Origin of the sequence: Paenibacillus sp. FSL L8-0435 (assembly GCF_037965655.1) — a bacterium.
Classification (GTDB): domain Bacteria; phylum Bacillota; class Bacilli; order Paenibacillales; family Paenibacillaceae; genus Paenibacillus.
This window is the reverse complement of sequence record NZ_CP150185.1, coordinates 3,742,859-3,757,583: the sequence shown is the minus strand read 5'-3', so window position 1 is coordinate 3,757,583 and position 14,725 is coordinate 3,742,859. Positions and strand designations below refer to the sequence as shown.

The 14,725-nt window shown below is 43.5% G+C and carries 14 protein-coding genes; 1 reads left to right on the top strand and 13 read right to left on the bottom strand.

Features of this window, described 5'->3' with window-relative positions; all coding sequences use genetic code 11:
* Position 1: 1 nt before the first annotated feature.
* Complete coding sequence (locus tag NST33_RS16275; protein ID WP_221821445.1) at positions 2-1,192, bottom strand: glycine C-acetyltransferase; 1,191 nt, start codon at positions 1,190-1,192, stop codon at positions 2-4.
* Between the two features lie 301 nt (positions 1,193-1,493).
* Between NST33_RS16275 and NST33_RS16270 the strand changes: the two genes are divergently transcribed.
* The gene (locus NST33_RS16270) at positions 1,494-1,694 is read left to right on the top strand and encodes a hypothetical protein (protein ID WP_221821443.1); all 201 of its coding nucleotides are present in this window, start codon (positions 1,494-1,496) and stop codon (positions 1,692-1,694) included.
* A 661-nt stretch (positions 1,695-2,355) separates the two neighbouring features.
* On the opposite strand, the gene NST33_RS16265 is transcribed toward NST33_RS16270, so the two are convergent.
* From NST33_RS16265 to NST33_RS16210, 12 genes are all read right to left on the bottom strand, one after another.
* A complete protein-coding gene (locus NST33_RS16265) occupies positions 2,356-3,117 on the bottom strand; it encodes an AAA family ATPase (RefSeq protein ID WP_127549436.1) in 762 nt (253 codons plus the stop codon).
* Positions 3,118-3,432: 315 nt separating this feature from the next.
* A complete protein-coding gene (locus NST33_RS16260; RefSeq protein WP_221821442.1) occupies positions 3,433-4,503 on the bottom strand; it encodes a hypothetical protein in 1,071 nt (356 codons plus the stop codon).
* The gene (locus NST33_RS16255) at positions 4,500-5,375 is read right to left on the bottom strand and encodes an ABC transporter ATP-binding protein (protein ID WP_221821441.1); all 876 of its coding nucleotides are present in this window, start codon (positions 5,373-5,375) and stop codon (positions 4,500-4,502) included. Before NST33_RS16255 ends, NST33_RS16260 begins: the two co-directional genes overlap by 4 nt.
* Complete coding sequence (locus NST33_RS16250) at positions 5,356-6,201, bottom strand: hypothetical protein (protein WP_221821440.1); 846 nt, start codon at positions 6,199-6,201, stop codon at positions 5,356-5,358. The genes NST33_RS16255 and NST33_RS16250 overlap by 20 nt, the downstream gene beginning before the upstream one ends.
* Positions 6,176-6,748, bottom strand: coding sequence for a sigma-70 family RNA polymerase sigma factor (locus NST33_RS16245; protein WP_260632765.1), 573 nt, complete (start codon positions 6,746-6,748; stop codon positions 6,176-6,178). Before NST33_RS16245 ends, NST33_RS16250 begins: the two co-directional genes overlap by 26 nt.
* Positions 6,749-7,117: 369 nt before the next feature.
* Positions 7,118-7,558, bottom strand: a complete 441-nt coding sequence (locus NST33_RS16240) for a hypothetical protein (protein ID WP_339303991.1) — start codon at positions 7,556-7,558, stop codon at positions 7,118-7,120.
* Positions 7,559-7,765 (bottom strand): helix-turn-helix transcriptional regulator, encoded by a 207-nt coding sequence (locus NST33_RS16235; protein WP_036613900.1) that lies wholly within the window; start codon positions 7,763-7,765, stop codon positions 7,559-7,561.
* A 323-nt stretch (positions 7,766-8,088) separates the two neighbouring features.
* Positions 8,089-8,526 carry an Imm26 family immunity protein gene (locus NST33_RS16230; protein ID WP_339303989.1) on the bottom strand — a complete coding sequence of 146 codons (438 nt, stop codon included), beginning with the start codon at positions 8,524-8,526 and terminating at the stop codon, positions 8,089-8,091.
* A gap of 32 nt (positions 8,527-8,558) precedes the next feature.
* Entirely contained in the window at positions 8,559-8,933 is a 375-nt protein-coding gene (locus NST33_RS16225; protein WP_339303987.1) for a DUF2750 domain-containing protein, read from the bottom strand.
* A gap of 199 nt (positions 8,934-9,132) precedes the next feature.
* A complete protein-coding gene (locus NST33_RS16220; RefSeq protein ID WP_339303985.1) occupies positions 9,133-11,181 on the bottom strand; it encodes a glycoside hydrolase family 16 protein in 2,049 nt (682 codons plus the stop codon).
* Positions 11,182-11,334: 153 nt separating this feature from the next.
* The gene (locus tag NST33_RS16215) at positions 11,335-12,876 is read right to left on the bottom strand and encodes a response regulator (RefSeq protein WP_339303983.1); all 1,542 of its coding nucleotides are present in this window, start codon (positions 12,874-12,876) and stop codon (positions 11,335-11,337) included.
* 3 nt (positions 12,877-12,879) lie between these two features.
* Positions 12,880-14,718 carry a histidine kinase gene (locus tag NST33_RS16210; RefSeq protein WP_339193551.1) on the bottom strand — a complete coding sequence of 613 codons (1,839 nt, stop codon included), beginning with the start codon at positions 14,716-14,718 and terminating at the stop codon, positions 12,880-12,882.
* Between the last annotated feature and the right edge of the window lie 7 nt (positions 14,719-14,725).

The window sequence follows — 14,725 nt, the reverse complement described above, 5'->3', positions numbered from 1 at the left end:
GCTAAATCAGCTTCATTTCCTTGCCAACTTTCTCATAAACGGAGATCACCTGGTCGAGCATATCCTTGGTATGGGCAGCTGTCGGCATGTTGCGTATTCTTCCGGTTCCTTTCGGAACCGTCGGAAACAGGATTGCCTTGGCGTAAACGCCTTCTTCATAAAGCCGTTTGCTGAACTGTTGGGTGGTTACTTCATCGCCAATGATACAAGGTGTGATCGGCGTTTCGCTTTGGCCTACATCATATCCAAGCCGGCTCAAGCCATTTTTCAAATCATTGCCGTTCTCCCACAGCTTCTCGATCAGCTCTTTGTCATTCATTAAAATGTCGACAGAAGCGCTACAAGAAGCGATTGCAGCCGGAGGTAGCGATGTCGAGAACAGAAACGGACGGCTTCTCAGCTTCAACCATTCAATCAGTTGTTTTTTACCCGCCACATAACCGCCGACAACGCCAATCGCCTTGGAAAGAGTACCAATTTGAAAGTCAATGCGGTCGGACAATCCAAAATGCTTCACGGTTCCCGCACCTGCTCCGAGAACGCCCGAACCATGGGCATCATCCACATAAGTAATCAGATCGAATTCTTCTGCTATTTTCACGATTTCAGGCAGCTTTGCTATATCACCATCCATGGAGAAAACCCCGTCGGTGATGACCATAATTTTATGGTACTGACCGGATTCCTTGGCATCTTTCGCCTGCTGTCTTAAATCATTCATATCCGAATGCTTAAAGCGAATCACCTTGGCTCTAGACAGGCGGCAGCCATCAATAATCGAAGCGTGGTTCAGCTCATCTGATAAAATCGCATCATGCTGGTCCATTACCGCGGATATAGCAGCCATATTGCAGTTAAATCCCGATTGATACACGATAACGGCTTCCGTTTTTTTGAAAAGGGCCAGTTTTTCTTCAAGCTCAATATGAAGATCCATCGTACCATTAATTGTTCTCACAGCCCCTGCGCCTGCCCCGTATGTCTGCGACGCCTTAACTGAAGCATCAATCAGGCGGTGATCTGTTGCCAGTCCCAAATAGTTATTGGAAGACAAATTGATTAAGGACTTTCCGTTGATACGAATAACAGGACCATTTGCACCCTGCAGCGTATCGATGACGTTATATAGACCTTTAGTCTTTAGATCTTCGATGTTCGAACTTAAAAATTCGTCCAATGCTTGACTTGACATTCCATTCCCTCCTCGATATACGCATGTCCTCGTACAGGAGACACAGTATTCTTCGAAAAAAACCTGTTATAAAAGGAAATAAACTAAATTCAATGTATCATCATTTTTATTTTTTGTACACATGAGGCGGACAAAAAAATAAAAAAATCCGCAAAAAAAACATAGCGATTGCTTCCCCATTCTCGGAAGCAATCGCTACTAAATCTTTGCTATACTTTTTGTTACATTCTATACTAATTCATCATGTATTAAACTATTATTATGCAATGAGAAACTCTATTTCAACCTGTGAGGTGATTTGATGAACAAGATTTTAGCGATCTCGATTTTGGGAATGGGTTTAACAGGTGCTGTTTTAATCATCTCAATTGCTCTGTTGTTTAACCCTCCAATAGGAAGTGTGTTGAAGATGGTTGCTGTTGCTTCAACATTATCTTTTATTATATTTGCTGTTTCGGCTTTGATATTTCGTCGGCGATTAGATGATGAAAATAGAGAATAGTATATTTATACTTCCTCGATTTAGGACGAATGCTTCACAGTTGCAATCCTAACAATGTTTCTGCTTATCTTCAGAAAATAATGAAACATGCATTCCCCCCTACAAGCACCCATGCTAGAAAATAGAATCTTCTGTTTTAGAATATATAGAAGCAGTGGCTTTCTATACCTTACTTTTCCATAACAGTCCAATATAGTTGTACCGTTCTTCCTGTTCGATCCGTTGTTTCTCTGTGTAGAGCGTTTGAATGGTTCTACAAAATCACTTCTACTAAGCCTACAGCATGTAAGATACTCAGCATCACCAAAATTACCGATCGGACTGTGAAAAATAAAAACGTCACTTTGCCGGGCAACACCCACTGTTTTCCCTTTATATCCAGGTACGTGATCGCTGACCTGCACTTGGGGCTCCTAGTCTACGGAGGAGCCCTTTTTCGTGATTTAAATACTCATACGTAAACATATACAAAAAAGGATCGTTAGCATTTCTGCAACGATCCCTGTTGTCAGTCCGCTAGTTGAAATCAGCAGATGATCAATTTGATGCCTTATTAAGTTTGATTAAGCTAACGTTTCCCGTTAGCTAAATCTCGACAAGAGATCGCTTTCTTTGTAACGATCTCTCTTAAGCTTTTAGATTCTATAGGATAGCAGTGGATTTAATCTTGAGTTTCTTCGAATAACTCTCTGAGCATCCTATCCTTGTTATTCACAAACTCTTTCATAATCATATAATGGTCGGTTTCTTCCAATACTTGGACTTCGATACCATCTGGCTTTAGATTGTAAATAATCGAATCTGGATATGCCATAAGGATTGGGGAGTGGGTCGCAATTATAAATTGAGAGTTTTGCAAAACAAGTTCATGGATTCGTGTCAGCATCGCCATTTGGCGAAGGGGAGACAATGCAGCCTCAGGCTCATCCAGTATATATAATCCCTTCTCCCCGAACCGATGAATGAAAGTGGAAAAGAACGACTCTCCGTGCGATTGCTCATGCAAGGACTTCCCACCGTAAGATTCTATAATAGGGCGAGCGAATGATGGTTGGCTGTCCAACTCATCGATCGTTGTGGCTAAATTATAATAACTCTCTGCCCGGAAGAAGAAGCCATCCTTCGGGCGTCGCGGACCTCTGATCAATTGTATATATTCATATAAGCTCGAGTGAGTAGCCTGGGTTGAAAAGGAAAAGTTGATCGTCCCACCCTCCGGGTTAAATCCCCATGCGACAGCAATGGACTCCATCAGTGTTGATTTGCCCATCCCATTTTCACCTACGATATAGGTTACCTTGGGGTGAAAATCAAGAGTATTTAGGTTTCGAATGACCGCCAAATCAAAGGGGTAACGATTATAGGTGGGTACTTGTTGCCGCTTAAGCTGAATTTGTCGTAAATAGGGATGCTGTATATTAATATAGTTCACTCCCTTTTAAAACTTTGATCGTTATGCTTACCTTTTTTTTGGAAAACACTGACTGATGTTTGTCTCAAGCTTTAGTTTACTCCATCAAACAAATAATACCACATACCGAAACTATTCTGCCCGTTAGCTTAATGAAACAGATAAATGTTCTAATCGACATGGGTACAATGTTCTTGTCCTTTTGGCAATGGAACCAAGTTCTTGTCCTCAGCTGGGGACACTGCCATGCTTATTCATATGAAAAGAAGTCCGCAAAAACTGCGGACCTAATTGTGTAATACATCATGTTCCTCATAGTGCTTCAAATCAAGAAAATACCTCACGATTACGGAACGCTCGATATGTACCAAGTACAACTACAGCTGTAACTACAGTCATAATAAGCAAATACAACTGTAGATATGACACCTCCACCCTGAATATGGAGTAGTTTACTGGAGTTTGAAACAGTCTCGTTACCCGCATCATTGTACTGAAGGAAAATTCCTCAATCCACTTCGCCCATCCTGGGTTAAAGTTCATCACATCAAAAGCCAGATAGGGCACGCCTACAATAGCCACATTAATGATTATGGCAACAAACGCTGTTGAACTGAGCGAAGAAACCCATAGCACAACGCATCCAAAAATCAGGCTGCCTGCCAAGTGTGTGACCAACTGAACTACATAATACTGAAGCGCAGACAACCTATAAGGCGAGTACTCATAATCGAAGCTTTGAAAGTACATGCCTACACTCTGTATTGGAGTATCTGCTCCAGCCAAATTCCCAAACCTCAACCAGTAGATTAGCAAGTTGATACTTGTAAACAAGATGACGCATAGGACAATATATACTACTGAAGCCATCAATTTAGCCGATACGATTTGGCTCTTCCCTCGCTTGCTGCTGCGTACCAATGCTGCCGTTCCCAATGCATATTCCTCTGCGAATACGGGAGCCAGTCCCAGCAAAATCATGATCATCATAAAAAGCACGCCAAATTGATCAATGTATTCCAACAGATAACCCCAAGGTTTATTGTAGTGAATTTCAGTGACGTTTACGGTCCGTTCCATGACATTTCCGCTATCATCAGTTTTGGTGTAGTTTTTTATGAATTCCGGCGAAAACATGGAAATCTCATAAAATACGCCATATCGATTCTGATTCGCTTCATCACTGTAACCCTTGTTTTGTAACTGTTCCTGTGCAGCCTGAACCTTCTCAGCCGTAATGGCTCCTTCATAGGGTTTGTAGAACGACGTACCGTTCATCGGCCCCGGATGTCCGAGATAGGCATATAGAACAAGAAGCATTAGTAGCCCGGTGAGTGCAAGATAGATACTTTTACGCGTCATTATTTTAACAAATTCATATCGGGTCAAACGAATCACGATGTCGCCTCCTCATCAAAATAGTGCATATATACGTCTTCAAGCCGAGGGGCCTCTGGCATAGCTTGTGGGACAGGCCGTTCTTTTGCCAAGATTCTCGCCACAATACCATCGGACTGATAGGACAATCCGCTTACCTTGAAACGAGAGGTGAGTTCGGCAAGCTGCTGTTCTGTTAACGTTGCAGTCCAAACGCTGCCTTGCATACTGTTCATGATCGCTTCCGGTGTGTTCTGAGTAATCAGTTGACCTTCATTCATCAGGATCATTTCCTTACACGAGAACTCCAGATCAGAGATAATATGCGTCGATAACAGTACAATCCGGTCTCTTCCCAACTCACCAATAATGTTACGAAATCGAATACGTTCCTTCGGATCAAGGCCAGCCGTAGGTTCGTCGAGAACTAGAATTTGCGGATCATTTAGCAAGGCTTGTGCAATTCCGAGCCGCTGTTTCATACCGCCAGAAAACGTACGAATTTTATGTTGTGCCTGCTTTTCCAGATCAACCATACGTAATGTCTCCTGCACTCGAATAGCGGCTTGATTTGTACTCAGTCCTTTTAACGAACACATGTACATGAGAAATTTATGAGCACTGAAACGATTATAAAATCCAAAGCGCTGCGGCATATAGCCCAATATATCGCGATAACGATCCCCCATCTGTTCAATGGGTTGCCCATCCAGCATAATTTGTCCGGACGTTGGCTTGGCGATGTCTACAAGCATGCGAAGCAGCGTTGTTTTGCCCGCTCCATTTGGTCCAAGCAGGCCGTAGACGCCACCGCTGGACAGCTCTAGCGTGAACGATTTCACGGCCCACTTGTTTCTATACTTCTTGGATACGTTATCCATGGTCAATTTCAAAGGAATAACCTCTTTCCGTTTGTGATGTATATTTTCGCGTCATCTGCCGGATCTGACTGATCAACAGAACCACTCCACATAATGCGATTGCAATAAGTACTGGGGTCTGGATAGATTGTACTAAAGTAACAAATCGGGGATTGCTTAACATAAGCCAGAAAAGCCCAAACCATGCGACCAAGAAAATACTAACAGCTGTTCCACCCCGAACACGCATAGCCAGCCACAAACTAGCCCCTGCCGCAATCATCAGTTGGGTATACCACAGACCGACGCCACTCCATGAGATGAAACTTCCTCTTCCGCCAGATACCAATAGCATAAGAAGCAGAACAAATACCATATTTCCTGCAAGCACGACGATCAGACGAGTCAGCATTAGCTGTTGTGCCGTAATTTTACAGGTCAGTTCGATCTCCATCAGCCCCTGATCCCGACCTTTGAATACTTCCAGTAATCCGAGAATAAAAGGTACAGGTACCAGAATAAGTCCACTCATGTATGGGGATATTGTGCTGCGGGTTCCCAACCAGAATCCGCACAACAGAAGCAATGCGCAAACTAGCCAGTACGATTTGTGGAAAACCATAACCTCACCCCGAACGAGTTGGAACAGTTCTGTAAATGATTTCCCCGGTGATTGCTCCAGATGAACATTCATCTGTCCCGGCATATGTGCATCCAAGGCCCTTATCGTCCTATCGATCTCCATCTCGGATGGATATTCAACCACATAGTCATCCAAAAAAGGGGCAATTTCGGCGTACTCCTCCATCTCCAATTCAGCTCGACGCTTCCTTCTATCTTCGTTTTCCGTACGTTTCATCCCGCTCACCTCCCACAATGATCTCTTTTAATTTCGTTATGCCCAAGCGTATACGTGATTTCACTGTCGACTCATTCGATCCCGTCAGCTCGGCAACCTCTTTGATCTTTAGTCCGTTGTAATAGTTCAGAATGACCGCGTCCCTCTGGTGCTCAGGCAAACTTTGTATCGCCAGCCTGACCTTATCATTCTGAAGCCGTTTATAGAATATGTTCCACACATTCTGGTGCTCACTTGCTGGGAGCGCCTCTTCTGTTAACTCACTCTCTCTGAGTTGTTGCTTGAACTCGCGCCCACGAAAATAATCCATACAATGATTCACTGCTATTTTCAATAACCAGTGACTGAATTTTCCGTTATCTCGATAATTCTCCAATGAATTCATCATTTTTACAAATACCTCTTGAGTTAGATCAAAAGAGATATGATAATCTCCCGTTTTTCGGTACACATATGAAAATATCGACTTGTAATGCCGCTTCACCAAAACTTCCATTGCAGCCCGACTTCCTTCACGAATCTCATGAATTAACTCTTCATCATCCAACGCTCCCTCACCCCCTCAAACTAATTAACGATAACTTGATCATAAAAGATCAAAACTATTTATGTCTTGTTTTATGCATAATGCAAAATTAGCCATTACGAATATTCCTGGGTAGCCCATGTGAAGGTCAAGGCCTTATATTATCAGAACAGCGGGGAAATTCCTGCTTCCATGCTGTTGAGAAAGTCTCACCGGCCTATGGATATTCATCTAATCGGTAAGCGGAAGATGTTCTTGTACCGATAAAACAAAAAAGCCGCTAAATAGCGACTTTAATGGGATCATGTTTTTGTCCCTCGACAACTTTGTTATTAAGTATTATCGATATCCGGTGAACATTCATCTCTCTCCACTGCTTTGATCTAAACCTTAAATTTCTCTCGCATAATACATCCACAGTGCAAAAAATACGATTAAAACAAATAATAAGCAAGTTAGTAAGGTATAGAATATCAAGGGATTAAAGAAACCGGCGATCACGGAGGCAATGCCCATACCAATGAGAATGATTGCTGTGCTGAGTGTGCCGGCTCTCTGGAGTATCATTACACTCCGCTCGTCATTCTCCTCAATATACTGCTTCTTCAGCTCGGCTTCATTATTACTGGCTTTTATATACCTGACGAGGAAAAAAGCGACGGCCACTTCAACCCCGATAAAAGCGCCTGTGTGAAATCCCTTTATAAAACCAGGTAAATCGGGTAGTCCACCTCGGTAAAATATAAGTCCTACATAGATCAATAGGGTAGCAGCGGCTACCAGTGACAGTACGTTTTTGCGAGTTTTTATTTTAATCTTGTACTTGTCCATTTACATTTCCTCCACTTCGCTGAAATCAAAAACATCTTCAATGGCGAGTCCAAAAAAATTGGCAATTTTGTAAGCAAGAATAAGGGAAGCCGTATATTTTCCCCTTTCAAGAGAGGTGATGGTTTGCCGGGTAACACCAACAATTCGTCCCAGCTCTTCCTGTGACAGCTTATGCTGCTTACGCAGTTCTGCAATTCTTGTCTTCAAGTGATCACGTCCTTGCAATGTTTACTTTGCATTTTTAGCATAGTTCACTTTGCATTATGTGTCAAGTTCACTTTGCATTATTACTTACATCTGAATGCAAAACAAGCCAAGCCCCTCTTTGTAAAAGGAGGGCTTGGCTCGGTTGATTTTGTTTATATAAGATGCCAGAAGAGTGTACTTTAACAGAGCAAATGGTTGAAGCGCTTGGTGTTACCCCTATAGAAACGTGTGTAGGCCGTGACTTAATGTTTGTATTGGAAAGTGAAAAAGCGGTTTAAACCGCTACACCTGATTTCTGGAACCACAGATGGTATACTCGTACACTATTTATTCGGGTCTCGGTGCCACTTATCATCTCCCATTATTCTATCAACAATATGATGGGCTTCCCAAACAGCCGCAATCTCTAATCCTTCGCATTCTTCGCGAGTAGAAGGTCTAATCTCTCCCAGATGATATATTTCATACCCTCCTGATATCTTATCAATGATACAGGCAGGTGGGGGCCAAGCCTCTTTTTCATCCGGGAATGGACGATTTTCAACGACCGGCCAATCACCTGATTTCAGTACATCATCATATACACCCACGATAAATTGGTATTCCTCTTCTTGAGGTATCTCTTCTATCGTGTCACTTATCACATTATAGATTGCAATGCTGGCATCTTTAAGCCTTCTCCCAAAGGCAAACTTAGCGTTAGGCAGAGGTATAGCGTAGATATCACCCAATTTTATTCGTTTACGTCTCGTATTGTTCACGGTTTTCCAAACTCCTTCGTTGAGGTTTTAAGTTAGTATTTTTCAAGTTCTGTCTTTAAATCCTCAATTAGTATATCGACTTCTAATACAGCAGAATCAGCATTATTTAAGAATATTGAAGGTTTAAAACCCTCTTTTTTTAAATTGGGTAGAAAATCGTCTATGAACTCGTACAAATCCATACTTTTACTTGAGTAAATTTCCCAACCATCAGTTGCACAGTATTCCGAGAATTCTTTTTTAGGCCAAAATGGAAGTAATTTATTACCTTTATCATCTTCAGTAACTGACCAACCATTCTCATAAAGCCCCCACACTTCTTCTGAATCCACTACTTTTTTGATGAAGTATTCATAACGAATATTTGCAGGGAGATTGATGACTGATTCAAATTCTTTCTGATTCATATTTCCTCCTAATGATGTTGTCCTTCGACAAGAGTTGCAGCCGATGAACTACAGTATCAAGTCTAAATTTAAACGACCGATTCCCAGGTAGAAATATTGGGAATCGGTCGTAAGCCTATTTTAGAGTATGAGATTTCAGGTCCGGTTTGCCCAGCATCTGTTCCATCTGATCTTCATTCGCTGTATCCGAAATCGCAAATTACTGTTCTTTATACACGCGCACATAATCCACTTGCATCGTCGCCGGGATATCGGAGGCGTTCGGGGCACGGCCGCCGTCAAAGTTTCCGCCTACTGCCAAGTTCATAATGAGGTAGAACGGCTCATCAAAAGGTGCATTCGGATTATTCGGTGCAGCTGCGGAATACCACTGCTCGTTAGTGACTTTATAGTAAAACTTGCCGTCTACATACCATTTAATATTGTCCTCTTCCCAGACTACCGAATATACATGATAATCATTGGCAAAAGTTTGCCCCGCCGGGAAGTGATAATCGCCGCCCGAATACTGGTTCCCGGGCCATTGTCCACCAAAGTGTATGGTACCGCTTACTGATCCAGGCAGACGGCCTCTCGCTTCCATAACATCAATTTCACCTGATGCAGCCCAAGTGCCGTATACCGAATCTTTTGGAAGCATCCACAGTGCTGGCCATACCCCATCACCTGTAGGAAGCTTGGCACGAAAATCTACTCTGCCGTACTTCAAGGACAGTTTATCCTTGGTGGTAATCTTTCCCGAAGAATACTGTGCATACCGATTCGGATCCTGCGGGAAAGATTTATTATCGTTCATGGCTTTGATATTCAGCTTCCCGTCCTGTACATAAACATTTTGAGTGCTGTTTGTGTAGTGCTGCAGTTCTGCATTTCCCCATCCCCAAGTACCGGGATCGTTATTGAGATAATATCCTGTTTCATAGTTCCATTTACTTGTATCCAGCGTAGTTCCGTTGAATTCATCCTGCCAAATGAGGTTCATGCCCGCGATTGCCGGGTCGGTTGGCGTTCCGATTGAGATATCCTCTTGATCAGATACATCCGGACGCGGGGCATTTGGATTGCCGATGAAGGTATAGTTGACGAAGTTGTTGCCAATATTTCCACCCGCCTGTCCGTTCAGTGGATATCCAATACGGATCTGCATATTTTCTTGGATTGGCTGGAACCAAAGACCATAGATATAATCGGACCAGTAACCCCACTGATTGGCATCGGACATATCGTTATACCCATTAGCGGAGTATGCAAATTTGCTCTGGCTGGAGTTACTCAAATCAACCCATTGCCCATTCATGTTAATTTGGTATACAAAATTGCCCAGTTCCTTGGCGATTGGCGCGCCTCCATCAATTTTGGGAAGCGGAACCCCTATGGAACCATTCGCATCTGCTGTGAAGGTTGTTCCTTCGTATGGCGTAATGACATATGAAGTTCTTGTAGGTTCATTAAACGTAATGGTATAAACAAGGTTAGTTGAAGAAGTCTTTGATTCCAATTTGACATTGATCGACTCCGTTACGTTAAACCAGTACCCACCGCCGCCATCCGTGAATTGGCCAAAATTGTGATCGTAGATCCATCCGCTGGCTGCGTTATTGTCAATATCAATCCAGGTGTTGCTGTTTACAGGTTTGACATATACCTTCAAATCATCCGCAACAGCTTCATAAGTGACCGCAGGATTATTGTTGAACGTTGGATATGTAAAGCCTGCACCGCCTGTGAAACTTGCCGTGATTTGTGGACCTTGTGTCGGATTCATCGCGGTAATGGTTGTTTTGTTGATGTTTTGGAATACAAGTTGATACTCCAGTTTAACACCATTCGCTTTGGAGTACAGTTGGATCTCGGTTGTTGCGGAGAGGGTGAACCAATAACCATTGAAGCCGCCATCGCTCCAGTGCCCCCAGTTTTGGTTATAGATATAACCGCCTGCCTGGTCGATATCAACCCAGTTGTTGCCCACTTTTACATTAACGCCTACATCACTGTAAACATCATTCCATGTCGCGGAGCCTCCATTGAACTTCGGCATAACAAATCCGTAGCTGGCCTTGCCAACCCCTGATTTTGAAATAACAGGCCCGTCTGCTGGTGAGAAGTACTCCATTGAGGTTACGGTAGTTCCCGCTGCCTGAACCTTTGAAGCTGGCAGTATGCCAATACTAGTCAGCATCACAACCACAAGGAACATACCGAGTACCTTTTTCATAAACCGTTTCGCCGCAAAGTGAGATGGTTTCATGATAGTCCTCCTTTAATAAAATATTAGCTTCTCCCAATCCATGCGCATTAAGGAAATCGCTTACATGAAGGGGTATCTTTATTCTATCGAATAGATTAATTCGCTGAAAAGGTACAATTGTTTTTGTGGTATCCCATTTTTTTGGCTTTTGATTCAATCTGCCTTCTGGCGCATCATTTGTCGGTACTCTGTGGGTTGGATCTGCATCACAAGTCGGAACGCGCGTGTAAAGCTTTTGTAGCTTTCATATCCAACCATAGCAGCCACCTCCACAATTTTATGATCGGTTTCGGCGAGAAGCCGCCGCGCTTTATCCAGACGCACATCTCGTAGGTATTCAGCAAAACCTTTACCAATATTCTTCTTAAACAGATTTGAAAAATAAGCATAATTAAGCGATACATGATTGGATACCATCGCGAGGTCCAGCGGTTTGTGGTAACTCTCGTGTATAAAACGAATAGCTTCATTTAGATCCTGCGAATGGCGATAGCTACACTTATAGTCATAATATAACTGATTCAGCCGAAGCAGCTGCTGTTGCAGTGCTTGTATATACTCACGCATCCCTTGATAATCAAAGAGATTACGCAAGGATTCAAGATCCAGCACTTCTTCCCCCATATAAGGGTGGATAACTCGTTGGTATTCCTCCATCATCTGAACGGTGGCGGCGCAGAGCTGTTGGGTATAGCGAATAGGATAACGTTGCAGCACCTTTTTGTGAAATATTGCAGAAATACCCTGAGTAATTGTTCCGCTGTTATCTGTTCCAATCGACTGGAACAGTTCATATAAGTCTTCATAGGGCAGTTGCCACTGCTGTTCCATATGCTCAATATGTGCTGGGGAGATACTGTACTGATCAGGAAACAAGTAACTGTGGCGATAGAGCTCAAGCACTTGGTTATAGCTGTCGGGTAGTTCTTTTAACCCCTGCATCGGGTTAGTCATGGCCGTTATGGCATCGATCTTTGCTTCCTTGAGCGCTGCTGGCAAAACACTTGGATCTATGGACGCATCCACCGCAAGGATCAGGTATGGGCGATGTTGCAGGCAAATACAACCTTGTCTGCCAAACACACGACAAGCAATGGCTTCCATACTATGAGCGCTGCTGGCTCCGGGCTGGTTCATGTAAACTTCTTCCCGCAGCAGGGCTAGGCGATAATTACGCCATAACGCATCATTTTGTTCCTCAATCTGAAGGATCCATGCGTCATCACTTAACGCACCTTGCATAAACATTCTTAATTCTTTACGATCGGTCTCTTGGGCGAGGCGGGATACACGCTGCATATTATGCGTAAGTGCCTGCCGTGTCTGGATCTCTTGCCATACATGCTCCAGGGAGTGTTGCAGATCCTCTCGCTTCAAAGGTTTGAGCAAGTAACCCTTTGCACCAAGCCCGATCGCTTTTTGGGCATATGTAAAATCACTATAACCGCTGATAATGAGGTATTCCACATCCATGTAGTCCTCTTTGGTTTGAGCCATGAGCGTCAACCCATCCATATCGGGCATCATAATATCGGTAATAACGATGTGAATGCAATGCTGCCGCAATAGGGACAGCGCCTCAATCCCACTCGCGGCACAGTATATGTTGTTCAGCTCCAGAGGAAATTGATGCAGCATGGCCTGCAGGCCGTCACGAATGTGTTTTTGATCGTCCACAATCAGGATATTAATCATGCTCTACCACCCTCCAAGATTTACATTTTCCCAAGGCAAGCGTATCGTTACGCAGGTATATGCACCTTGCACACTATCAATCCAAAGACCGCAATTCTTGCCATAATGAAGCTGCAATCGCTTATTCACGTTTTCCAAACCAAGTCCGCTCCTGCTAGTAACCATCGGTGTATCCGATTCGCTCCGCAGTACTGCCTGAAGACGGTGTAACATCTCAGGCTCTAACCCCTTTCCGTCATCTCTTATGTTAATGAAAAGCAGACTGTCATTTTCCACAGAAAAGGTAATCTCTATAGTTACCCTCCTGCCTGAAAGTGCCCCGTGATGAACTGCATTTTCAACGATGGGCTGCATACACATCTTGGGAATGGCATAGCGAAGTATCTCCTGAGGAAGATCCGCCGTCATAACGATACTGCCACCTTCCATAAAGTTGATAAATTCAATATAACTTTGGATATTGGCAAGCTCCTCACGAAAAGCAACGGTATCGCTACGCCACTGCATGCTGTAACGTAGTTGGGAGCCCAACGACACCAATGAATTGGCTATAGCAGGCTGCCGCTGTACCTCTGCCACCATACGGATCGATTCCAGGGCGTTATATAAAAAATGAGAATTAATCTGCGAATGCAGGGAGTGCAACTGTGCGTTTTTGGCAATTAACTGCTTATCCACGACCTGTGTCATTAGACGTTTGACCTCATGTAACATTTTATTGTAATTCACTGCCACCTCATCGATTTCATCCCCTCTTTCGTTCTCATCAAGGCCTGTATCAATCATTGAATCCAGCTCGCCTTTCCGTACCTGACGCATGGATACCAATACGCTGTCCAACCGCCGGAAAATACGCCGTGTCGTTTGGGATACGAGTAGCATAATCAGCAGCAATACACATAATGTAATCGTTACCACAAATGCATACCAACTGCGCGGTCCCTTCATCAATGCCTGATGGGAAGCAATCTCAACCACATAAGTGTTCAACGGAGCGATGTATCGATACAATGCATAGAAGCTCTGATCTCCCACCTTAACCTGAAGCGGGCTTTCCTGCGGCAATATATCCAGCTGGTGATGAATACTGCCAAGAATCTCCTCCATCCCCTGCCCATACTTCTCAGAAAACTCATGCTGGGGATTGTAAACATACTGGGGAGGATCGCTTGCGTTCATCAACACCGAAAAGAAGTCCCCCTTGCTCTCCTGGAGCAGGTCGCTGAAAAACATGCTGTGCGGGACTCGCACTTCCATAATACTAGGGCGTTTTTGTTCCTGCCCTTGAAGGCGAACCAGACGATAGTAGGATAATGTGTGTTCACCATCCCTAAAAGAAAATAAACGGTAAGCCGCACCACCTTCGTCCCGAAGCTTTACCCAATAATCCTGCGGCCAAAATTTCTTATAATGATAGATTTCAGGCCAGATTTCATACAAGTTTGGGTTATCGACGTAAAAGCTAAGCTCACTAATTATCGCATTGCTTTGAATAATATTAAGCATTTGCTCAAACTGGTTTTGCTTAAACTTCACCAGCCGCAGTCCATCCACAAGCATATTGGAATGAATAAAATCCACAAATGACTTTTGAGTAAGAGCCGTGTTGGAAGCGTTCTCAATCATATCCATTCTTCTGCGCAATTGTTCATTCAGCCATGAAACGTGGCTGTTGCCCGTTGCCATAGCATCCTTATATAGCTGGGTTTCTTGCATGCGGATATACACGAAGGATATCAAAATAACAGGTATGGCAATCATCAGGCTAAATGCCAGAAACAGCTTTTGGGATATACGGGCATTGCGATAAATCTTCCTCAATCTCGTTAGTAGGTATTTCATGCTGATG